The 23,067-nt window shown below is 38.4% G+C and carries 16 protein-coding genes; 9 read left to right on the top strand and 7 right to left on the bottom strand.

The window, feature by feature from the left end:
• Positions 1 to 66: 66 nt before the first annotated feature.
• The 4 genes from SAGCYANO_RS11350 to SAGCYANO_RS11335 all read right to left on the bottom strand — a co-directional run bounded on the left by SAGCYANO_RS11350 (position 67) and on the right by SAGCYANO_RS11335 (position 5,560).
• On the bottom strand, positions 67 to 402 hold the full coding sequence (locus SAGCYANO_RS11350) for a XisI protein (protein ID WP_202220172.1): 336 nt from the start codon (positions 400 to 402) through the stop codon (positions 67 to 69).
• 412 nt (positions 403 to 814) lie between these two features.
• Positions 815 to 1,594, bottom strand: a complete 780-nt coding sequence (locus tag SAGCYANO_RS11345) for a photosystem II S4 domain protein (protein WP_202220171.1) — start codon at positions 1,592 to 1,594, stop codon at positions 815 to 817.
• 862 nt (positions 1,595 to 2,456) lie between these two features.
• Positions 2,457 to 4,877 carry a pre-peptidase C-terminal domain-containing protein gene (locus tag SAGCYANO_RS11340; protein WP_202220170.1) on the bottom strand — a complete coding sequence of 807 codons (2,421 nt, stop codon included), beginning with the start codon at positions 4,875 to 4,877 and terminating at the stop codon, positions 2,457 to 2,459.
• A 170-nt stretch (positions 4,878 to 5,047) separates the two neighbouring features.
• On the bottom strand, positions 5,048 to 5,560 hold the full coding sequence (locus tag SAGCYANO_RS11335; RefSeq protein WP_202220169.1) for a hypothetical protein: 513 nt from the start codon (positions 5,558 to 5,560) through the stop codon (positions 5,048 to 5,050).
• A gap of 238 nt (positions 5,561 to 5,798) precedes the next feature.
• Between SAGCYANO_RS11335 and serA the strand changes: the two genes are divergently transcribed.
• Positions 5,799 to 7,382 (top strand): phosphoglycerate dehydrogenase, encoded by a 1,584-nt coding sequence (gene serA / locus SAGCYANO_RS11330; protein ID WP_202220168.1) that lies wholly within the window; start codon positions 5,799 to 5,801, stop codon positions 7,380 to 7,382.
• Positions 7,383 to 7,708: 326 nt separating this feature from the next.
• On the top strand, positions 7,709 to 8,602 hold the full coding sequence (gene prmA / locus SAGCYANO_RS11325; RefSeq protein WP_202220167.1) for a 50S ribosomal protein L11 methyltransferase: 894 nt from the start codon (positions 7,709 to 7,711) through the stop codon (positions 8,600 to 8,602).
• A 332-nt stretch (positions 8,603 to 8,934) separates the two neighbouring features.
• On the opposite strand, the gene SAGCYANO_RS11315 is transcribed toward prmA, so the two are convergent.
• The gene (locus SAGCYANO_RS11315; RefSeq protein WP_202220165.1) at positions 8,935 to 9,570 is read right to left on the bottom strand and encodes a hypothetical protein; all 636 of its coding nucleotides are present in this window, start codon (positions 9,568 to 9,570) and stop codon (positions 8,935 to 8,937) included.
• A 391-nt stretch (positions 9,571 to 9,961) separates the two neighbouring features.
• Between SAGCYANO_RS11315 and der the strand changes: the two genes are divergently transcribed.
• The 6 genes from der to proC all read left to right on the top strand — a co-directional run bounded on the left by der (position 9,962) and on the right by proC (position 17,794).
• Positions 9,962 to 11,323 carry a ribosome biogenesis GTPase Der gene (gene der, locus SAGCYANO_RS11310; protein ID WP_202220164.1) on the top strand — a complete coding sequence of 454 codons (1,362 nt, stop codon included), beginning with the start codon at positions 9,962 to 9,964 and terminating at the stop codon, positions 11,321 to 11,323.
• A 418-nt stretch (positions 11,324 to 11,741) separates the two neighbouring features.
• Entirely contained in the window at positions 11,742 to 12,749 is a 1,008-nt protein-coding gene (locus tag SAGCYANO_RS11305; protein ID WP_202220163.1) for an energy-coupling factor transporter transmembrane protein EcfT, read from the top strand.
• 361 nt (positions 12,750 to 13,110) lie between these two features.
• Entirely contained in the window at positions 13,111 to 13,380 is a 270-nt protein-coding gene (gene pipX / locus SAGCYANO_RS11300; RefSeq protein WP_202220162.1) for a transcriptional coactivator PipX, read from the top strand.
• Between the two features lie 637 nt (positions 13,381 to 14,017).
• Positions 14,018 to 14,713: a YggS family pyridoxal phosphate-dependent enzyme gene (locus tag SAGCYANO_RS11290; RefSeq protein WP_202220160.1), complete on the top strand. Its 696-nt coding sequence runs from the start codon at positions 14,018 to 14,020 to the stop codon at positions 14,711 to 14,713.
• Between the two features lie 1,066 nt (positions 14,714 to 15,779).
• Entirely contained in the window at positions 15,780 to 16,418 is a 639-nt protein-coding gene (locus SAGCYANO_RS11280) for a cell division protein SepF (protein ID WP_202220158.1), read from the top strand.
• A gap of 557 nt (positions 16,419 to 16,975) precedes the next feature.
• On the top strand, positions 16,976 to 17,794 hold the full coding sequence (gene proC, locus SAGCYANO_RS11275; RefSeq protein ID WP_202220157.1) for a pyrroline-5-carboxylate reductase: 819 nt from the start codon (positions 16,976 to 16,978) through the stop codon (positions 17,792 to 17,794).
• A gap of 241 nt (positions 17,795 to 18,035) precedes the next feature.
• On the opposite strand, the gene SAGCYANO_RS11270 is transcribed toward proC, so the two are convergent.
• Positions 18,036 to 18,863, bottom strand: coding sequence for an SDR family oxidoreductase (locus SAGCYANO_RS11270; protein ID WP_202220156.1), 828 nt, complete (start codon positions 18,861 to 18,863; stop codon positions 18,036 to 18,038).
• Positions 18,864 to 19,310: 447 nt separating this feature from the next.
• Here SAGCYANO_RS11270 and SAGCYANO_RS11265 point away from each other — a divergent pair, with 447 nt between their 5' ends.
• Positions 19,311 to 20,003: an MBL fold metallo-hydrolase gene (locus SAGCYANO_RS11265; protein WP_202220247.1), complete on the top strand. Its 693-nt coding sequence runs from the start codon at positions 19,311 to 19,313 to the stop codon at positions 20,001 to 20,003.
• A gap of 579 nt (positions 20,004 to 20,582) precedes the next feature.
• On the opposite strand, the gene uvrC is transcribed toward SAGCYANO_RS11265, so the two are convergent.
• Positions 20,583 to 22,457, bottom strand: a complete 1,875-nt coding sequence (uvrC, locus tag SAGCYANO_RS11260; RefSeq protein WP_202220155.1) for an excinuclease ABC subunit UvrC — start codon at positions 22,455 to 22,457, stop codon at positions 20,583 to 20,585.
• Positions 22,458 to 23,067: the final 610 nt, after the last annotated feature.

The following is a 23,067-nucleotide window of genomic DNA, read 5'->3' as shown; positions in this document are numbered from 1 at the left end:
TGGCGTTTTCAACGTTAATTTGCGTAAGTCCCGTTATAATTATAAATAATAGCTAAATGCTTACCTTCAGTTTTTCCCATAACGAGAAAATTGACGCTTAAAAGCAGAATGAAAACCGATAACTATATCTGAAGTAGGTACACCCATCTGCTCTAATCTCTCAGCAACAGACTCTTCGGTACCATTATATTGAATCCAAATTTTGCCATCTATAATATCAAAGTGCATCACAGGACCAAATACTCTTTTATCTCCTCGCCAACCTACATAAGCTAGTTGATAATGGTCACGTTCTGTATCAAATATTAATTCATCTTTTACTGTATTATTGGTATTTGCTATTTCTGCGTGTGAACTCAAAATTTCCTGAACAAATTGTCGATATTGTTCTAATTTATCCATTGAGAAATCACCTCCAATTTAGGATTATAAATAATAAGTTTGACTTGAAAACGTTTCAGAGAACGTTGGATAATTAGAATTTAGAATTTAGAATTTAGAATTTAGAATTTAGAATTACCTCTTCTTATAAATAAGAGGATTGGATCAAAGGATTTTTTTTCTCCATGAATGGAGAGGCTTTATACCTGAATTTTTCGGTAAATAATTTTCATAATAGACATCTCCTACAAAAGAGGGAATAGGGAATAGGGAATAGAAAATAGGGAACAGGAAACAGGGAATAATAATTGATAATCTATGGATAATAATTGATTTTATTTTGGATTTTTGGAGATATCTAATAAAGGAAAAAGGAGTAAATATATAGCAATCCGCGCAACATAAATCTACTCCTGTCTCCTGACTCCTTCTTCTAAACATATCGCGTCAAATTAACCCGATAACGTTCTTTTTTCGTAATCGCAACATCTCCTACTTCTAACCTCCCTTTACCCCGAATAGCAATTAAATCTCCAGTTTTCACCGTATAACTTGCCTGACTAATTTCTTTCCAATTTACCCGCACATCTCCCCCTTCAATAAAATTAACCATTTTACTGCGAGACATTCCAAAACCAGCAGAAGCAACAGCATCTAATCTCATCGAAGCTTCCACAGTTGTTAACTCTTTCTTTTTCGGTTCTCTTATTCTTAAATCACTCAATTCTAGAGGTTTAACTTTAACAGGAACAGACCGAACTTGTTGCAGATTCATTTCTAAATATTCCACCAATTCAGGCACTACTATTACCTGAGCACCACGTTCTCCCAAAACAATAATATCCCCAGTTTTTTCTCTGACAATTCCCGTACCCAACATCGAACCAAGAAAGTCTCGGTGAGTCGCAGTATCAAACAGAAAATTTCCCTCAATATTAATAGCTTGTAATTCCACACTCGAAGTATCAATAGGTAAATCTGAACGAGCGATCGCTAATCTTTTTCGTTCCGCTTGAGGATAACCACCCCAGGAAACTAATTCTACTTCTGTCAACTTTTGAAAAATTCTTTCCGACTCAAATATTTCTGGCGGTGATAAAAAATCACTCTGAGTAATTTCCCAAGTTCTGATAGCTTGTTCAGCTAAGTCTATTATTCTGGTAATAGTATCGCGATTTTCGATTCCTTTAAGTAGTTCTTCTTTTGGTAACATAATTTTTTATTTAGGCAGTTCAATAATTAATAATTAATAATTAATAATTACCTCAATTTTTCGATAAGCATTTGGCTATTATTTTATCATACCAATTTGAAAAAAGAATGCTACAAAAAAGTAGACCTTGATCGGATATAGCATTTCTCATAAAGATGAGATACATTTACGATCCCCCGCGCATCCCCCTTAAAAAGGGGGACTTTGAAACCTCCTCCCTTTTTAAGTTCCCCCCTTACTAAGGGGGGTTAGGGGGGATCTAAAACTGTATCTCACCAATTTGAGAAACGCTATATGCTTAAAAATAGCTAGTCTAGTTCATTTTAGATAGTTATTTATATCGTTTTTCCATTTTTTAAAATATTTATTCCTTCTTCCTTCTTCCCTCTTCCTTCTTCCTTACTTCTACCATTTGTAACAAACACAGGACTTACGCAAATTGACTGTTAAACCACCATCCGTAGGAGCGTTTGCGGAGCATGACCTTAGGAAATGGCATTTGCGTTCCGCAAAGCTCCGAATGGCGCCCTTGCTATATGTAGAGTCTCAGCGTAAGTCCTGAAACATTTATCACGCTTGGTATCACACAAATTTCAGAAAATGTTTAGCTTTGTTAGTAGAACGAAAAAAGCAATCGCTCTTCAAACCTGGTTGGTTCTGAAAGAGCGATCGCTCTCTGTCTACCTTTAGAAGCTAACTAGGGTTGGCTGAAAAAGTCTTTTTTAGGAGTAGGGGAGTAATTTTTTTGCCTAACTCTTGCCTTTTATGTGCTCCATGCTTGACCATGAAGAGCTGAAAACCAGGTATTTCTGACCAGAAAAAAGACTAAAACCTTTAGAAAGTAAATGCTTTATACCAGTGTTCACACTACTTCCACACTCAGATCCAGGTCATAATCTGTATTAGCATTTCCCACAGAAAATACTCTCACAAAATATGTTCCGGCATTCAAAGTTTGACTAATGCTTTCCTCATTACTGCCACCACGACGACTCGTGCTGATTACACTCCCATTGTTCCGGAGCAATTGTAGGTTGGCATTAGCGCTTAAATCGTCCAAGTCCAGGTCGAGTTCGCTTCTGTTATCTAGAGTAAAACGGTAATAGTCATTTCTATCTGTTTCTCCCACAAAGTCCTCAAAATCACGACTACCACTGAGACGACCTATATTGCGAGCATTACCCCTGTTGTTCCCTGCCAAATCGGGGGCACCCACTACTTCCACACTCAGATCCAGGTCATAATCTGTATTGGCATTTCCCACAGAAAATACTCTCACAAAATATGTTCCGGCATTCAAAGTTTCACTAATGCTTTCCTCATTACTGCCACCACGACGACTCGTGCTGATTACACTCCCATTGTTCCGGAGCAATTGTAGGTTGGCATTAGCGCTTAAATCGTCCAAGTCCAGGTCGAGTTCGCTTCTGTTATCTAGAGTAAAACGGTAATAGTCATTTCTATCTGTTTCTCCCACAAAGTCCTCAAAATCACGACTACCACTGAGACGACCTATATTGCGAGCATTACCCCTGTTGTTCCCTGCCAAATCGGGGGCACCCACTACTTCCACACTCAGATCCAGGTCATAATCTGTATTGGCATTTCCCACAGAAAATACTCTCACAAAATATGTTCCGGCATTCAAAGTTTCACTAATGCTTTCCTCATTACTGCCACCACGACGACTCGTGCTGATTACACTCCCATTGTTCCGGAGCAATTGTAGGTTGGCATTAGCGCTTAAATCGTCCAAGTCCAGGTCGAGTTCGCTTCTGTTATCTAGAGTAAAACGGTAATAGTCATTTCTATCTGTTTCTCCCACAAAGTCCTCAAAATCACGACTACCACTGAGACGACCTATATTGCGAGCATTACCCCTGTTGTTCCCTGCCAAATCGGGGGCACCCACTACTTCCACACTCAGATCCAGGTCATAATCTGTATTGGCATTTCCCACAGAAAATACTCTCACAAAATATGTTCCGGCATTCAAAGTTTCACTAATGCTTTCCTCATTACTGCCACCACGACGACTCGTGCTGATTACACTCCCATTGTTCCGGAGCAATTGTAGGTTGGCATTAGCGCTTAAATCGTCCAAGTCCAGGTCGAGTTCGCTTCTGTTATCTAGAGTAAAACGGTAATAGTCATTTCTATCTGTTCCTCCCACAAAGTCCTCAAAATCACGACTACCACTGAGACGACCTATATTGCGAGCATTACCCCTGTTGTTCCCTGCCAAATCGGGGGCACCCACTACTTCCACACTCAGATCCAGGTCATAATCTGTATTGGCATTTCCCACAGAAAATACTCTCACAAAATATGTTCCGGCATTCAAAGTTTCACTAATGCTTTCCTCATTACTGCCACCACGACGACTCGTGCTGATTACACTCCCATTGTTCCGGAGCAATTGTAGGTTGGCATTAGCGCTTAAATCGTCCAAGTCCAGGTCGAGTTCGCTTCTGTTATCTAGAGTAAAACGGTAATAGTCATTTCTATCTGTTCCTCCCACAAAGTCCTCAAAATCACGACTACCACTGAGACGACCTATATTGCGAGCATTACCCCTGTTGTTCCCTGCCAAATCGGGGGCACCCACTACTTCCACACTCAGATCCAGGTCATAATCTGTATTGGCATTTCCCACAGAAAATACTCTCACAAAATATGTTCCGGCATTCAAAGTTTCACTAATGCTTTCCTCATTACTGCCACCACGACGACTCGTGCTGATTACACTCCCATTGTTCCGCAGCAATTGTAGGTTGGCATTAGCGCTTAAATCATCCAAGTCCAGGTCGAGTTCGCTTCTGTTATCTAGAGTAAAGCGGTAATAGTCATTTCTATCTGTTCCTCCCACAAAGTCCTCAAAATCACGACTACCACTGAGACGACCTATATTGCGAGCTGTGCTCAAAGTATTGCCTGCTCGACGTTGAGTTCTAGTTTTAGGATTGTTGTGATTTGTCAAACTGTCATTTTCTTCTATTGTTGGTTCGTTCTCCTCACCTATTATTAGGTCTTCCTCCCCTGATGGAGAATTTGAAACATATAAACCTACCTCCAACACTTCCGGTCTCTGAAGGGGTAGTAATAGTTCGTTCTCCCCTTCATTTAGTTCTGGAACTTGTAGTTCACCAGTCTCGCTATTTGACTCAATACTACTAGCCAATCGTAGTTCCTTATTGACATTGGCCTCGTTTATCCCAACTAATATTGGGTCTGTAAATTCTGACCCAAAGATGCTAGATTCTCGGTCAAAAATTTTGTCCAAAATAGTCACCTCTATTGTAGATAAATCATCAATTATTTCCCCCCTACTCCCTACTCCCTACTCCCTACTCCCTCTTTTCTGAAGAGAGTTAAAAGATACGGTTAGGGGTTCTATAAATTTTGTCAAGACTTTAGGACTCCATTCCTTTAGTTAACGGTGATAACTGAATTTTAACTTTCCGATGCAGAATATCCTTGGATATTTTCTGGTTTAAACTGATATAAAGTGCGAGTTGCTAGACGAATCAGAGCTTCTGAACCCCGAACAACAATCAAATACTTACCAGCATTAAGGCGGTTACGATAAGGCAGAGCATCACCACCACCAAAAATCAAACCCACTCCACCACCAACAAAAGTTCCACCCATTGCACCAGAAATAGCCCCCAATATACCACCAATAAAATGATTACCAAATTCCCCAGCCCAGGCAAAAGTATTCAATCCCGTAATGAGACTAAAAGTAACACCAGCAGCAAAGCCAAAAGGTGCAAGCCAAGTAACCATTTGTTTTGCTTGTTTACGGGCCTGCTCATTAGGATCGATTAGGCCATATTCATCAGCAGTTTTATAGCCCCGGCCCAATATTGCCACTTGCTCCATTGGCAAGTCTTCTTTTTCCAAAGCAGAATAGGCAGCTTCAGCTTGAATGCGGTCTGGTAATACAGCAACTAGATAATTCATAAAATTCGGTCAAGGCAATCTAAAATATTTCTGACAATCAATAAAATTATAGGCCCATAACTGGTACTCTGAAGGTTAAGGTTAAGTCAGCAGCTAATGTTTTTGCTAAATAAACATGACTAATCACAATGATAGTCTGACAAAATACCCTGCTATTTCAGAAACTAAAAAATAAAACTGAAGCGAAAGTTTCAGTGGGTTAAACAGTCAAATAACTTAATTATTCAACTAATTTCCTATGCCAAAAGTTCTTGTATCCGATTCAATAGATAAAACTGGAATTGATATTATCTCCCAAGTAGCTCAGGTAGATGTCAAAACAGGTCTACCCACAGAAGAATTGGTGAAAATTATACCAGAATATGATGCTTTAATGATTCGCTCTGGTACTAAAGTTACTAAAGAAATTATTGAAGCTGCTACTCAACTAAAAATTATTGGTCGTGCTGGAGTAGGGGTAGACAATGTAGATGTAACAGCAGCAACCCGCAAAGGTATTGTAGTCGTTAATTCCCCAGAAGGAAATACAATTGCCGCAGCAGAACACGCCCTGGCGATGATGTTATCTATGTCTCGCCATGTTGCAGAGGCTAACCAGTCAGTTGTTAGTGGTAAGTGGGACCGTAAAAAGTTTATTGGGGTAGAGGTCTACAAAAAAACTCTTGGTGTTGTTGGTCTAGGTAAAATTGGTTCCCATGTAGCTAAAGTGGCGAAAGCTATGGGTATGAAAATTCTGGCCTATGACCCATTTATCTCTAAAGAAAGGGCAGACCAATTGGGTTGTAATTTGGTAGATATGGATTTATTGATCCAAGAGTCGGACTACATTACTCTCCACATACCTAAAACTGATGAAACTTATCATTCTATTAATGCTGAAACTTTCGCAAAAATGAAGCCCACAGCTCGTATTATTAACTGTGCTAGAGGTGGCATTATTGATGAAGTTGCTTTAGCTGAAGCTTTAAAAGAAGGAAAAATTGCTGGTGCTGCTATAGATGTGTACGAAAATGAACCTCTAGAAGCTGAGTCCCCACTACGAGAGCTAGGACAAAAAATTGTGATGACTCCTCACTTGGGTGCTTCTACTGCTGAAGCTCAGGTTAATGTGGCAATAGATGTTGCGGAACAAATTCGAGATGTGTTGTTGGGGTTACCTGCTAGATCGGCAGTTAATATCCCTGGTATGTATCCAGACACATTAGAAAAACTTAAGCCCTATTTGTTATTGGCTGAAACTCTTGGTAATTTAGTTAGTCAATTGGCAGGTGGACGAATTGATTTTCTGAATGTCCGTCTTCAAGGAGATTTGGCCACTGGAGATAGTAAACCAGTAGTAGTGGCAGCTCTCAAAGGTTTACTCTCTCAAGCTCTGCGAGAGCGTGTAAACTATGTAAATGCTTCAATTGAAGCTAAGGAAAGAGGTATTCGAGTAGTGGAAACTAGGGATGCTTCAGTCCGAGACTATACTGGTTCGTTAGAGTTGGAAGCAAAGGGTTCTCTGGGCGACCATATTGTTAGAGGTGCTTTACTTGGAGAAGATGAGATTCGGATTACTAATATTGATGGATTTCCAATTAATGTCCCTCCAAGTCCTTATATGTTATTGACTCTGCACCGAGATCTGCCGGGAATTATTGGTAAAATAGGTTCGCTCCTGGGTAGTTTTAATGTCAATATTGCCAGTATGCAAGTAGGTCGTAAAATTGTCCGGGGTGATGCAGTGATGGTATTAAGTATTGATGACCCATTGCCGGAAGGAATATTAACTGAAATTCTCAAAGAACCAGGAATTAGGGATGCTTATACAGTTGCTCTGTAGAATTTAGAATTTAGAATTTAGAATTTAGAATTGGTAAATTTACCTTTATATCAGAATTCAGAATTGGTAAATTTACCTTTAATTCCTCTAAATTCTAAATTTTAAATTTCAATTACCTTTAATTCTAAATTCTACATTCTATTTTTATGGCATATAACTGGTGGGAAATTAGAGTATTGTGTCACCCAAGTCTCGAGGAAGTCATTTCTTGGCGTCTAGATTCTAAATTTCAATTACCTTTAATTCTAAATTCTAAATTCTAAATTCTACATTCTAAATTACCTTTAATTCTAAATTCTACATTTTAAATTCTAAATTCTATTTTTATGGCATATAACTGGTGGGAAATTAGAGTATTGTGTCACCCAAATCTGGAGGAAGTCATTTCTTGGCGTCTAGATACTTTTGGTTGCCGGGGTACTGCAAGTCAGGTCAAAGATAATCAGTGTTTGATATTGGCCTATATACCAGAAGAACAGGCTCAAATGTTGGACTTGTCAGCTTTGGCTATAAATTTACGTCAGGATGCCCTATGTATGAATTTACAAATTCCAGCAGTAGATTGGGATTTAATTGAGGAAGAAGACTGGGCAAGTAGTTGGAAACAATATTGGCAACCTCAAGAAATTGGCGATCGCTTTCTGATTCATCCTGCTTGGCTAGATATACCAGAAAATATAGATAGAATTATTCTTCGTTTAGACCCAGGAGCGGCTTTTGGTACAGGAACTCATCCTACTACAGAGTTATGTTTGGAGTCATTGGAAATGCGTTTGGGGTTGGAACCTAACCCAGAAGCTATTATTGCTGATATTGGTTGTGGTAGTGGTATTTTGTCCATTGGTGCAGCATTATTAGGAGTACGTCAGATATATGCAGTTGATATTGACCCACTAGCAATTAGATCCACTATTGGTAATCGGAAATTAAATGATATAACGGCTGAAAAATTAATTGTTGAACATGGGGATATTGAGCATTTAATTAAGTTAGCTTCTGGTCCGGTAGATGGTATAGTTTGTAATATTTTAGCTGAAGTAATTATTGATATAATTCCGCGTATGGAAGCGATCGCTAAACCTAAAACTTGGGGTGTTTTGAGTGGGATTTTATTAGAACAATCTAAATCAATTGCTGATACTTTGGAAGAAAATGGTTGGGTTGTGGCCACTCTTTGGAAACGAGGAGAGTGGTGTTGTTTTAATATTCGACGTTCTTAATCAGTTATCAGTTATCAGTTATCAGTTATCAGTTATCAGTATTTCTGCAATCAGGAGGCAAGAAAATTCAGTTATCAGTTAACTGAAATGACTGAATGGTTGACTTCGGTTAACCACTATAAATTTTTTTTACTTTTTACTTTTTACTTTTTACTTTTTACTTTTGAATTATATTTAGTTATCAGTTATCAGTTAACTGAAATGACTGAATGGTTGACTCCGATTAACCACTATAATTTTTTTCTGACTTTTGACTTTTGACTTTTAACTTTTAACTTTTAACTTTTAACTTTTAACTTTTAACTTTTAACTTTTGACTTAATATTTTTATGCTATATTTTGTGCTGCCGAATGTGGGTTAAAAAAGGAGGCTTCAGACTAAAATTTTTAGGTGAAAGTTTAAGAACGAAGATAAAAATAAATATAACTACTACCATAAAAATATTAACTAGAACTATCAATACTTTTCCTATTCCAGAATTAATACTAGGAAATATCCACAAAGTTGCTAAGAACACCAGTAAAATTTCTATCAAGGCAACAATTGTTCCATAATGTTTTGGGTCCCAATAAGAAATAGGGCTAATAAATCGATAGTTACTTAAAGGGAAAAAATGTCTATGAGCATCATTATTATGTACTGGTAAATCACCCAGAGAATGAAGCACTAAACTAATACAAATAACTTGCATAATTTCCCAGCCAAAATAGTAAGAAATTAGTAATAAAATTATCGCTAAAGGGATAGAATGAAAAGTAGCAACAAAATTTTGTATTAATGGTTGATAATAGGCTTCTGACCAAATTTTTGCTTCTGGTAACCGGACAATAAATTTTGCCCAAAAGTAGAAAATAAAGATTGGAATATCTGGTAAAACTCCACCTATGACAATAGCAAGATTAGCTTGCGGTAATTGTGGTTTAGCAAGAAGAGCTAGATTAATAATGGCATGACTTGGTGTATTCATTAGGAAGAAGTAAGAAGGAAGAAGGAAGAAAGAAGAAGGAAAAGAGATTTGCCGTTGAAGTGAGAAGATGATTTTTTTCACCACTAATAGACATCTCCAAAAATCAAAAATAAAATCAATTATCGTACAGAAATTATCAGTTATTTCCCCCTATTCTCTATTTCCGATTCCCTATTTTCTGGAGATGTCTAATTAAACAGACATGATATAAAACCTGCTTCAACAAAATTCTTGCTATAATAAAAGTTTGAATAATTGGCATTAGTGAATCAACATAAGAATTAAGATATTTGGGCGAACCGTAATCAAGACCTTTAGGGACGTTTCATGCAACGTCCCTACCTATTCCCTATTCCCTATTCCCTATTCCCTAAATTAATTAAAATTAACTATGTCCTTACCTATAGTAGCTATTATTGGCAGACCAAATGTGGGAAAGTCCACAATTGTGAATCGCTTGGCCGGAAATCAAGATGCAATTGTCCATGACGAACCAGGAATAACTCGCGATCGTACTTACCGTAATGCATATTGGCGGGACCGAGAATTTCAAGTTGTAGATACAGGAGGTTTGATATTTGATGATAATACAGAATTTTTACCGTTAATTCGCGAACAAGCTATGGCAGCTCTCACAGAAGCAAGTGTTGCTATTTTTGTAGTAGATGGACAAGTAGGAATGACTGGAGGAGATGAAGAAATAGCTAGTTGGCTCCGTCAACAACCTGTCCCTACCCTCCTAGCGGTTAATAAGTGCGAATCTCTGACAGAAGGACTAACCCAAGCTGCGATGTTTTGGGAATTGGGTTTAGGAGAACCTTATCCCATTTCTGGTATTCATGGCAATGGCACTGGAGAATTATTGGATGAGTTAGTTACCCATTTACCACCTATTGCAGAAATTCCAGAAACAAATGAGATTAGAGTAGCAATTGTTGGTCGTCCTAATGTGGGTAAATCTAGTTTATTAAATGCATTTCTTGGAGAAAATCGTGCAATTGTTAGTCCTATTTCTGGTACGACAAGAGATGCTATTGATACTGTGGTAGAACGTAATGGAAAAACTTACCGTTTGATTGATACTGCTGGTATTAGAAAGAAGAAAAATGTGGAATATGGTGCAGAATTTTTTGGTATTAATAGAGCTTTCAAAGCTATTCGTCGTACTGAAGTTGTTCTGTTTGTAATTGATGCTTTAGATGGGGTAACGGAGCAAGACCAAAAATTGGCAGATCGAATTATTGAGGAGGGTAGAGCTTGCGTTATTGTGGTGAATAAATGGGATGCTGTGGAAAAGGATGCCTATACTATTTATACTTATGAACAAGAAGTAAGGTCGCGACTATATTTTATGGAATGGGCAGAGATGATTTTTATTAGTGCATCTACAGGAAAACGAGTAGAGAAAATTCTAGATTTAATAGATAATGCTGCCAATGAATATCAGCGTCGAGTAACAACTTCAGTGATTAATGAAGTTTTAGAGGAAGCTGTTAGTTGGAATTCTCCTCCAACAAATCGTCAGGGTCGTCAAGGAAAAATTTATTATGGAACTCAAGTGACAAGTAAACCACCAACAATTGCTTTATTTGTGAACGATCCCAAGCGTTTTCCTGATAATTATCGTCGTTATATACAAAGTCAGTTTCGTCAACATTTAGGATTTACAGGAACACCTATAAGATTACTTTGGCGTGGCAAAAAAGCTAGGGAAGTAGAGCATAATACTGTGAATAGAGCAACTCGTGTTTAGGGTTAACGAAGTCAAAAGTCAAAAGTCAAAAGTCAAAAGTTAGAAGTTAGAAGTTTTTTTGTAACGGGGATTTGAGCAACCCTCCAAAAACATCTCGCCTTAAGAGACAGGGTGGCGCGACACAATTATTTTGATAATTAACAGGTAAACGAAGTCAGAATTCAAAAGTCAAAAGTCAAAAGTCAAAAGTTGTTTTTGTAACGGGGATTTGAGCAAGTCTCCAAAAACATTTCGCCTGGGGTTGCGCGACCCAATTATTTTGATAATTAACAGGTAATTGTTAAAGTTAACGATTAATATATTTGCCAGTTTTTTTAGGTGCATCTCATATTTGCAAAAATACTTTTTTCCTATATATTCCCTGTTCCCTATTCCCTATTCCCTATTCCCTATTCCCTGCTATAAAACCTAAATAAAAATGGATTTACTACGATCGCTTCCTCTAGGACTATACTTAGAAAAACCCATAACATGGCTACATAAACTCGACCCTAGAGTTAAATTAATCTGGCTAATGAGCTTTCTAATTAGCCCAGTTTTGAGTAGTTCCATCTGGCGTTTAATATTAGTAGCTATGTTAATTGTATTAACATTTAGTGCCTCAATTCCTTTACGAGTTTGGAAACAACAAATGGGTTGGTTGCTCACATTTTGTTGTTTAGTTTTTGTCATGAGTGCAGCTATTGCCCCTGATGGACTTTCAATTAACTATCAACCCCGTTTACCAAAAGATGAACTAACCTTTGCTGAACAAACTAATTTACCACCAGAACCAGAAGCGAAAAATTTTTCCAATTTTTTTGGATTGGTAAAAACAGAAACTTCAACTGAATCAAATTCTGAAACACAACAGCAAAAACCAACTGAATTACCTCAACCTACCTCTTATAGGTACGTTCTTTTTCAACAAAGACCACTGACTATAACTCGTCGTTCAGTAGATTTAGGTATTAGGATTGCCACCTTATTATTTACCGTGATTTATAGCACAAACTTATATCTTTTAACCACAGGAGCAGAAGAAATTACAGCAGGTATAGAAGACCTAATGCAACCTCTGAATAAATTAAATTTACCTGTAACAGAAATAAGTTTAACTTTAACCTTATCTTTAAGATTTATTCCCCTAGTTTTAGAGGAGATACAAAATTTAGTTCGTTCAGTTAGAACTAGGGCAATTAACTGGAAAAAACTAGGACTGCGACAAGCTTCTCAGGTGTGGTTAATAGTAGCAGAAAGACTATTAGAAAATTTGCTATTACGAGCAGATCAAATTGCCAGTGCAATGAAAGTGCGAGGTTTTACAACTCCCGATCAACATAAAGTAGAATGGCACGATCTAAAGCTAAAGGTATGGGACTGGTTAATATTGGTTTGCTTAGTGTTATTCTGGTGGGTTAGATTAGTTTGGGGAGGACAAAGTTAAAACAAAATTATATATTCTTTATAGATAATTATTTATCTGGTATCGTTATCTTAAGTAAAGTGCAAAACTTTCAATAAAGTACTATGCGATACTTAATCACTGATTTATATTGTTGATAATTTGAAGCAAAAATTATAGGTTGATATTCGAGTTGAATATTACATAATTATAATTTCAGAAAATATATTTTCTGGGTCTATTTAATTCTAAGAGAATTTAATAATTTACAGAAAAAACAAAAATCATTATTTATCTGTTAAGCTGTAAAATCTAAAATCTAAAGCAATTAGGGGCTTTCAATTGACAAAGGCCACTAAGTTATTTAAAAATCCTGTCATTATCTGCTGATTTTTAAGCCTAAATGACTAACGAAACTTACATGAACCATCCTAACTTTGGCCTTTTATACAGGGTGTGCTTAGTTGAGGATAACAAAGAATTGTTTACGACTCTCTATGCTCAACGCTTATTTTTTTTAGTGACAAATGGAATAGGAGGTATTAAATTTGAACCTTTAGGCCGCTCAGATGCACGTTTAATGGTGGAAATACGCCTCCGCCAACTGCGTCGAAATGGTCCAGCAGTTGAATACCAAAAACTTCAGACAGTTCACAAAAATACTTTTCAATAATTAAGCTGTTCTCTGTTTCTACTCAAGTAAAGTAAAGTTAACTATATTGTCCGGCCTAATCTTGAAGAAGGCAGAAGGGAAAATTGCATGGGTATAGTCAACGACCGCCCACGCGTGTGTCTGATCGCCCCAAACAATTTTAAGCACCCTCCTTGACCGAAAATTTTGGGTAGTTACCAATGGATAATTGATAATTGATAATTGATAATTAATAATTAATCCCCATTTGGTTTAAAGCCTCTCCTTTTAAGGAGAAAAAAGCGGTCGTTTGCTTCGCAACGCTGACGCGAAACGCGACAGCGGAACGGAGTTCTATCTTCGCAGCGCACCCGTTGGGTGGGATGGCGAGGTCTCGGAGCTGGCCGACCATCGACCAAGAGAAGAAATCAGATTTCCTGATATTCAATTCCATTTCTGTTAACAGTTAACACCCGAGGTAATTATCCATTATTCATTATCCATTATCAATTAATGAAGCCTCCTCTTCTAAGAGGATAAAAAAAAGAAGATTCTGTATTTCAATCCCAATGGTCCAGTTAGAGGCACTGATAACTGATAACTGATAACTGAAATGACGGTGGGGTATTAAGCCCGCCACAGATAAAGATAATAAAAAATTCTCAAATCTCAAGATAAAATGGTTGAGTCCATTACTGAACGTATTACTAAAATCCGCTCCAACTTACCTGCATCAATACGCTTAATTGCTGTAACTAAACAGGTATCAGTTGATGCTATTCGTACTGCTTATGCAGCAGGAATAAGAGATTTTGGAGAAAATAAAGTTCAAGAAGCAGAAGAAAAGCAAGCCCAACTACAAGATTTACCAGAGATTACCTGGCATCTGATTGGCCACTTGCAATCTAATAAAGCAGCAAAAGCCTTACAGCAGTTTCAATGGATTCATTCTGTAGATAGTTTAAAATTGGCCCAGCGCCTGGACCGTTTAGCAGAAGAGTTATCTTGTAGTCCTAATATTTGCCTGCAAGTCAAAATTTTACCCGACCCTAATAAGTATGGGTGGAGCATACCAGAATTAATTAGTGACTTACCACAGTTAAATCAATGTCAAAATCTGAAAATTAAGGGTCTAATGACTATCCCACCCCAAGGATTAGACCATGGGCAAACCTTATCAGTATTTGAGAAGACTCAGGAATTAGCCCAGGAAATTAGCAAAAAAAATTTGTCTAGTCTAAATATCCAAGAACTTTCAATGGGAATGTCAGAAGATTATAATCTAGCCATAACTGCTGGTACGACTATGGTTAGACTAGGTAGAATTCTATTTGGAGAGAGGAGGATAACACACAAGAAGATTGAAAGTTCCTAGCCTTTAGGCAAAGGATGAAAATGACGGTGCGGGTTAACGAAGTCAGAAGTCAGAAGTCAGAAGTCAGTAGGGGCGTTAACGATAGTTATGCGAAGCAAACGGCCGTTTGCTGGCGCATAGCTGACGCTAACGCCCGTACAGAAGTTAACCCACCCCTAACCCTCCCAATCCACCCCTAACCCCGACCGTGGAGGGGAAGTAGGGGATTTGATCCCCGCTCCAAAAATATTGCGCCTTAAAAGGCGGGGTTGCGCGACCCATATTATGATAAATCCGGCCAAGTGATAGAATTAAAGTTTGAATAAGGGGTTCATTTGCACCTGGAACTATCCTAGTACAGAGAAATTCCGGCAATTAACGAAGTCAGAAGTTAGAAGTCAGATAGGGGAGCCGTTGGTAGGGCTATGTAGAGAAGTTGTTTTTGTAACGGAGATTTGAGCAAGCCTCCAAAAACATTTCGGCATTTCCCAGGGGGGTTGCGCGACCCAATTATTTTGATAAATCTCTAGGTGATAGTTAAGAATAAGAAGCAATGTATATTTATTCCATTGTGTAGCATCTGCTTAAAATGCTTGTATCTTTAATTATCGGGAGAAGTCATTAAATCTGAAGACTTATGATTGTCCACCATCTAGCTTGTCAATAGACCGCGACTTGAATGGGTCAATTAATTTAAAAAAGCGAGTGCGGTCTTGGCGAAGTTTCCTACGGGGCGTCTACTGTGCGGAAGTAATTCCGTACACAGCCCCTCCAGAATATCAGACACACTCAAGAGGTGCGGTCGGCTTGACCGTTTTGGCTGTCGCCGACATAGAAAATGCCTGTGGATGAGTAACTGCCGACGGTCTCACAAGAAGCAGGAAGTAAACAGCCTCCTAGGTCGGAGCTACGCAATCAATTCGTCACTGTTTGTGACGTGTTGTGTCAGTTTTATGAAGCAGAAGTCAAAAGGACTGATATGCTATCAAATACAACTTAAAGAGTAAAAATAGTAGTAAACTACCAGCGATTAAGCTACCTTGGGACAATAGTCCGAATTAGACAGTAGCGAAGGAGTAATTTAATTGTGAATAGTCTTTTTTCCAAACTAAAACATTTTGTGGGACTCAACGAACAAGTTGAGTACGAATATGATTACGATGAAGTGGAAGGAGAAGAATATCAAAGTGTTTATCCTCCACAACAAGAAGCTCCTGCTGCTGTACCAGTAGTAGAAGAGGAAAGTCGCAATAGTCGCCGATTAAGAAATAGGGCCACTGCTGCGACAACAACAACAAGCAGCACAGGTGTTACTGGAGCTGTAAAATCAGAATCTGGAATGGGATCGGTTATGAATAATGTAATTGGAATGCCTGGCGCTTTAAATGGAATGTCTGAAGTTGTGGTTATGGAACCACGAACTTTTGAAGAAATGCCTCAAGCAATTCGTGCTCTACGGGAGCGCAAGTCCGTGGTTTTAAATTTGACCATTATGGACCCAGACCAAGCTCAAAGGGCAGTGGACTTTGTAGCAGGTGGTACTTATGCTCTGGATGGTCATCAAGAACGCATCGGAGAAAGTATTTTTCTGTTTACACCAAGCTGCGTACAAGTCAGAACTCAAGCAGGTGTAGTCAACGAGACGCCTCAGGCTCAACCACGCCCTCGTGTGGGAACTTCTGGGTCTCAAGTTTGGCAACCGGAGCAAGTTCAGATGATGCAATAATAGCTAGTGCTGCTACGCGGAAGTCAAAAGTCGTAGGGGCGTTAACGATAGTTATGCGAAGCAAATGGTGGTTTAAAGGTCAATTTGGGTAAGTCCTAATCAATTCACTCTAAGGATGTCACAAATAGTCTGCAACTGATGATGTGGAATAATAGGCTGAAATTATTGTTTAGTTAAAACTTTAAGTCTATCAACTTTTACTTCTGACTTTTGACTTCTGACGTCCGTGAAACGGTATAGGAACCCATCCCTAATTCCCTATTCATCTTGAAAATTTGGTAAGTGGGAAACCACTGTCTTTTAAGCAGTGGATGGAAATGACCCGACTGGTTTTAACCCGAACAGGACTTACGCACGGACACTAAATCAAGTGAGGGCGCAATTCGGAGCTTGGCGCTAGCCAATGCCATTCGCCCCTACATCTAGGGTTTTCAAGGTTAATTTGCGTAAGTCCTGCCGAAGATATTCTTGATGTCAAGTCTCCTTATTACAGGAGGTACTGATAGCGTAGCTCCTCCGCTAGGAGGCTAACTGATAACTGATAACTGATAACTGAAATGGCAACTGCAAAATTTGGTTTAATTGGTGGTGGGGTAATGGGTGAAGCTTTATTATCCCGACTGCTCGAACAGAAAATTTATCAACCCTCAGAAATTTTAGTTAGTGACCCGCAGCAACAAAGGCGGGATTTTTTAGCACGGGAATATGGTGTAGAGGTAACTACTGATAATCGTTTGGTTGTTACTTCTACAACTGAAGCTTTGTTACTGGCGATTAAACCTCAAATATTTGATACCATAGCATCGGAATTGGCAGACTGGCAAGTTGGTGGCGAGACTATATTGGTAATTTCAATTATGGCAGGTGTACCTCTGCAAAGTTTGGAGGCAGCTTTCCCATCGAGACCTATGGTAAGAGTTATGCCTAATATTCCAGCAACAGTAGGTGCAGGAATGAGCGCGATCGCTCCTGGTAAGCATATTAAACCGGAACATCAAGAGTTAGCTACTCGCATTTTAGAGTCGGTAGGAAAGGTAGTGGAAGTTCCAGAAACTTTAATGGATGCAGTTACAGGTTTATCTGGTTCCGGACCTGCTTATGTGGCAATTTTAATTGAGTCCTTGACAGATGGGGGAGTTCATGCTGGTTTACCTAGAGCGATCGCTTATCAGTTAGCATTGCAAACAGTTTTGGGTACGGCAGTTATGTTACAGGAGTCGGGAATGCATCCCGCACAGTTGAAAGACCGGGTAACAAGTCCTGGAGGAACAACTATTGCCGCAGTTGCGGAATTAGAAAGTTTGGGTTTTCGTTCTGCTTTAATTGAAGCAGTCATGGCGTCAAAAGAAAGGTCTCAAGAGTTAGGGAATAGTTAAATAGGGGTAGGGGTGTTGCATAAATGCGGGGTGATTTGAATAGTCTTTCTTGTGGAATGGGCATCTTGCCCGTTCCCGTTCCTGATATTTTCACCGCAGTAGTGGACTTTATTTCCTCCTGACTTCTGGCTCCTGACTCCTCCCTTATTAACAGGACTTACGCACGGACACTAAATCAAGAGGGCGAATGCCATTCGCCCCTACATATGGCGTTTTCAAGGTGAATTTGTGTAAGTCCTGATTAAAACACAATTGTGGGATGAACTAACTCAAAACCTTCATCCCTCAATTTTTTATTTGATACTCTGGCATTAAAAGGTCGCATTGATGAGGGGGAACCATCCCAAGAAACTTTTTCTAAACCTTGATATTTATGTAAACCATCCAGTAATTCTTTACCTTTCATTGGTACATCATTAACTAAGTTGTAAATACCCTGCAACTGTCTGTCTCTGGCAAATTCTACAGCACCGACGATATCATCTAAGTGAATCCAATTAGTGACATCATCACCAGTACCAGGGCGAGTTTTGCCTCCCCACCTACTAAAAATTTTTATTAGCTCTCTACCGGGACCGTAAATTCCCCCTAAACGGAGAATACAAACTCGTTGTTGGGGAGTGGATGCAGATAATAACACCTGTTCAGTTTCATGGAGAATTTTTCCGTTGTCAGTGGAGGGGTTAGCAGGGGTATTTTCATCTACCCACTCACCATTTGTGTCGCCATAAACTGAGTAACTACCTGTGTAAATTACTTGTTGAATATTGGGAGCTTTTTTAAGAGCAGTAACTAGGGTTTGGGCAGTTTCTAGATAGGTTTTTCTGTACCCAATGCCAGTGCGATCGCGATTTCCTACACTCAATAATACTATTTCTTGATTTTGCAGTACATTCTCGATCGCGTTATGGTCATGGCCTTTCATTACTACTACTTGTGAGGTTATATTTTTTAGTTCTGAAACTTTTTCTGGAGTAGTAGTAGTCACTGTTACTTGATGACCGTTTTGACTCCACAGTTTGGCAACTTTAGTGCCTACATAACCACAACCGATAATTGCTATTTTCATTATGTTCTCTCAAATATCATTTTTAGCATATATAGCAGGAAACAGGCAACAGGGAACAGGCAACAGTGGGAAAAGTATTTCTCTGTCTAAGGTTCACCATCAATCTATGTCCCAACCAACTTGGCTATACTATTGTAAAGTAATTTATGTTTGAATATGCACAATTTTTAACCTGAGAAAGTGTTCACCAAAATATTAGAGTTATATCATGTCCGGATAAGAGCGTGATCAAAAAACTTTCTCCTTTTCCTCCTCTTTATTCTTTACTTCTTCTTTCTTCCCTCCTGACTCGGTCCTTCCCCTCCTGAGAGGGGTTAGGGGTGGGTTGACTCCTGACTCCTCCGTCATTTATTTATAAGTATTCAACCAGACATGATATTAGAAGTAAGCTAAGAATCATTTAGGATGGCTATATGTACTACTCAAAAATATCTAAAAGATAAAACAATGCTATTTAGACAACTATTTGACCTAACAACAAGCACTTATACTTATCTCCTTGCTGACCAAGCAACTAAGGTAGCAGTTTTAGTCGATCCAGTTCTCGAACAGGTGGAACGAGACTTGAAATTATTAACAGAGTTAGAATTGCAACTACGCTATTGTCTGGAAACCCATATTCATGCTGACCATATTACAGGAACTGGTAAACTAAAGACTGCAACAGGATGCTTAGGTGTTGTACCGAAAAATGCTCAGGTGACTTGTGCCGATCGCTTTCTCGAAGATAAAGAAATATTGGCAGTGGGAGAAATTCAGATTCAGGCGATCGCGACTCCTGGTCATACTGATAGTCATCTTGCTTATTTAGTAAACAACAAATACCTATTAACAGGAGACTCTCTGTTGATTAGAGGGTGCGGTCGTACAGACTTTCAAGGTGGGGATGCAGGGGTGTTATATGATGTGGTTACTCAAAAGTTATTTACTCTTCCTGATGATACTTTGGTTTATCCAGGTCACGACTACAAAGGTCAGACTGTTTCTAGCATTGGGGAAGAAAAACGGTTTAACCAGCGTTTTGTAAGTCGCGATCGCCTTGATTTTATTCAACTTATGGCCAGTCTAAATTTATCGAACCCGAAAAAAATAGCAGAAGCTGTTCCAGCAAATCAAAATTGTGGACAGCTTAAGAATTAGCTCTTATATCATGTTCGGTTGAATACTTATAAATAACTGAGCGAGGAGTCAGGAGTCAGTCCTCAGGAGTCAGGAGGGAAGAAAGGAGAAAAATCAAGATAATTTCAGTATTTATTCGGTATTGTCAGTTCTGAAATTTTATTTATAACTGATTATCCGTTAGCGTAGCTCCCCCTCCGGGGAAACATGATATTACTGATCTAATCTAAAAGCATTGACATATAAAGACAAGTGCCTTTTTGGGGTCCAAAAAAGTACCTGGTTTTCAGCTCTTCATGCTTATGCATATTAGTATTTTAGGCTCATAGTTGGGCAGAAAAATCCCAAATTGACAATTCTTATATCATGTCCGGATAAGAACGTGATGAAAAAACTTATCATGAGTGCTTCAACAGTAAATCTTTCTATTTTTCCTACTCCCCCGCTCCCCTACTCCCCGTACGGACGTTGCATGCAACGTCCCTACCCGCTCCCCTACTATCTTAATTATAAGTATTCAACCGGACATGATATTACTCCTACCTCCTCGCTCATTCCAATTTCTCCTGACTCCTGAGGACTGACTCCTGACTCCTTCTTCTAAGAAGGATGAAAATAATCATAAATTTGCTGCGCCAATTTCGGTCCGACTCCTGATACTTCTGCCAACTGCTGCACCGTTGCCATCCGAATATAATCAACAGAATGAAAATGTCCCAATAACAATTTTTGTCGATGATGTCCCAAACCAGGAATCTCATCTAGGCGCGATCGCTTCATTCTTTGACTTCTTTTATCTCTATGGAAACTTACGGCAAACCGATGTGCTTCATCTCTCAATCTCCGCAATAACTGTACTCCTGGTTGTTCCGCATTAGTTGTTAATGGTAGGGACTCCCCAGGTAGAAAAATTTCCTCTCGTTGCTTTGCTAAACTCACCACCCGCACTTCTTCTAATAATTCCATTTCTTGCATCACTGTCATCACTGCTGAAAGTTGCCCTTTTCCACCGTCTATCATTATTAAGTCTGGTTTTTCTGTAGTTGGTTGTTTTTCATAGTCGCGAAACCGTCTTTGAATAACTTCTGCCATACTAGCAAAATCATCAGAATGACCAGACTGCACTTCTGGGTTTTGAATTTTGTAATGTCGATAATGTTGTTTTGCTGGCAAACCATCAATAAAAACGACTCGCGATGCTACTGCATCTGAACCTTGAATGTGGGAAATATCATAGCCTTCAATACGGTGGGGTAATTCTGCCATATCTAATATTTCTGCCAGGTCTGTCATTGCTGCAGTGTTGCGATCGTTCATTTTATTCAACCGTGCTAACTCATATTCAGCGTTCTTTTTTACCATTTCTATTAATTCTGCTTTTCCCTGACGTTGAGGTACGAAAATTTCTACTTTTTTACCTTTCTTTTCTGTTAACCAATTTGTCAAAAATTCACTTTCTAGTAATTCATGTTGTACAACAATTTCTACGGGAATTTCTACAGATTCTACTGTTTGATAATGTGATTCTAAAACCCGTTGTAAAATTGTTCCTAATTCTCTACTTTCTCCAGTTACTAAATTGGGTGTTTCAGCAATAAATCCTAATCTACCAACTAATTTACCTGCTCGAATTTGGAATAATTGAACGCAAGCAAATTTATCATTGCCAGCTAAGGCAATTGCATCTCTGGAAACTCTATCGTCTGGCAAGGAAACTTTTTGGTCGGCATTTAGAGAATCTAAACCTTTAATTTGGTCGCGAATAGCTGCTGCTTTTTCAAAATTTAAAGCTTCTGCTTCTTTTGCCATTTGAGTATTCAATATATCAATTAATTCTCCTGTTCGACCTTGAAAAATCATTGCGACTTTTTGCACAATTTTATGATATTTATCTGGTGTAATTAATGTCTGACAAACTCCCGGACAGCGACCAATATCATAGTTTAGGCAAGGGCGGTCTTTAAATAAAGGTTTTGGTCGTTGGCGTAGAGGAAAAATTTGTTTGACTAAATGTAAGGTATTTCTTAAAAGTCTCGTATCTACATAAGGACCGTAATAACGGTCTTGAGCTTTACCTAATCGTCGTTTTCTAGTAATAAAAACTCTGGGGTAATCTTCTGACCAAGTTATACATAAATATGGATATTTTTTATCATCTTTGAGTAAGACATTAAAATATGGTTGATGCTGTTTAACAAGATTAGCTTCTAGAGCTAAAGCTTCTGCTTCTGTATCTGTGACAATAAATTCAATTTCTACTACTTGTTGTACCATTAATATGATACGATGACTGTGGTTTTTGCTTTCTCGAAAATAGGAGCGAACTCGGTTTCTTAGCTTTTTTGATTTACCAATATAAAGCAGGCGATCGCTACCATCGCGCATTAAATAGACTCCTGGAGTTTGGGGGATTTCTTTGAGGCGATTTTCTAAACTTTCTGAGTCTTTTACTAGGGGTAAAGTTTTAGTTTTCATATTTATTATCCTAACTGTTAAACAATTAATAATTAATTAGCTATTGATTCTATTCCGTAATTTACATTATACTCTATCTAATAATTTTGTTTAGCATCAATTATTTATAGCAGTCGAAGTAAAGGTTAGGACAGGTCAAAAGCTTAAAACTCAGACAACGTAATACTTTTCCTTCTTCCTTCTTCCTTCTTCCTTCTTTCTTCTGCTATATAACTTTATTAAACATTCAAATAGTTGATAAAAAAATAATTAATTTTCTCCAATTTTTCAAAGATAAATACTCTTTCAGCAATTAAAAATTAATAATTACCTCTTCTTAAAACGGATAGGATTGACTAAAAGGATTTTTTTTGATTCTCTTAGTCTATTGGATATGGCGTTTGCTACCTTTCCGTAAGGAAAGCGTCCCGGAGGGAACGGAAACCCGCTCTTATCAGAGCCGCTCCGAATTGCGCCATCCCACCCTACGGGAAGCTCCGCTACGACCGCTTTATCCCCTTAAAAGGGTCGGCTTCAAGGGGTGAATTGTTGAATAAATAATTATTAACTATCAACTCTTAATTATTCATTATTCATTATTAATTATTAATTATTAATTATAAAAGGGTCG

Origin of the sequence: Okeania sp. KiyG1 (assembly GCF_014132355.1) — a bacterium.
Classification (GTDB): Bacteria; Cyanobacteriota; Cyanobacteriia; order Cyanobacteriales; family Microcoleaceae; genus Okeania.
Note: the sequence above shows the minus strand (reverse complement) of the source record. Positions and strands in the feature narration are given on the sequence as shown.

What these genes read in the sequence shown, in the direction of transcription:
- SAGCYANO_RS11315 (WP_202220165.1), bottom strand. Translation starts at nt 9,570, where the DNA reads ATGAATACACCAAGTCATGCCATTATTAATCTAGCTCTTCTTGCTAAA.
- SAGCYANO_RS11290 (WP_202220160.1), top strand. Translation starts at nt 14,018, where the DNA reads ATGGTTGAGTCCATTACTGAACGTATTACTAAAATCCGCTCCAACTTA.
- pipX (WP_202220162.1), top strand. Translation starts at nt 13,111, where the DNA reads ATGACTAACGAAACTTACATGAACCATCCTAACTTTGGCCTTTTATAC.
- SAGCYANO_RS11335 (WP_202220169.1), bottom strand. Translation starts at nt 5,560, where the DNA reads ATGAATTATCTAGTTGCTGTATTACCAGACCGCATTCAAGCTGAAGCT.
- uvrC (WP_202220155.1), bottom strand. Translation starts at nt 22,457, where the DNA reads ATGAAAACTAAAACTTTACCCCTAGTAAAAGACTCAGAAAGTTTAGAA.
- proC (WP_202220157.1), top strand. Translation starts at nt 16,976, where the DNA reads ATGGCAACTGCAAAATTTGGTTTAATTGGTGGTGGGGTAATGGGTGAA.
- serA (WP_202220168.1), top strand. Translation starts at nt 5,799, where the DNA reads ATGCCAAAAGTTCTTGTATCCGATTCAATAGATAAAACTGGAATTGAT.
- der (WP_202220164.1), top strand. Translation starts at nt 9,962, where the DNA reads ATGTCCTTACCTATAGTAGCTATTATTGGCAGACCAAATGTGGGAAAG.
- prmA (WP_202220167.1), top strand. Translation starts at nt 7,709, where the DNA reads ATGGCATATAACTGGTGGGAAATTAGAGTATTGTGTCACCCAAATCTG.
- SAGCYANO_RS11270 (WP_202220156.1), bottom strand. Translation starts at nt 18,863, where the DNA reads ATGAAAATAGCAATTATCGGTTGTGGTTATGTAGGCACTAAAGTTGCC.
- SAGCYANO_RS11265 (WP_202220247.1), top strand. Translation starts at nt 19,311, where the DNA reads ATGCTATTTAGACAACTATTTGACCTAACAACAAGCACTTATACTTAT.
- SAGCYANO_RS11350 (WP_202220172.1), bottom strand. Translation starts at nt 402, where the DNA reads ATGGATAAATTAGAACAATATCGACAATTTGTTCAGGAAATTTTGAGT.
- SAGCYANO_RS11305 (WP_202220163.1), top strand. Translation starts at nt 11,742, where the DNA reads ATGGATTTACTACGATCGCTTCCTCTAGGACTATACTTAGAAAAACCC.
- SAGCYANO_RS11345 (WP_202220171.1), bottom strand. Translation starts at nt 1,594, where the DNA reads ATGTTACCAAAAGAAGAACTACTTAAAGGAATCGAAAATCGCGATACT.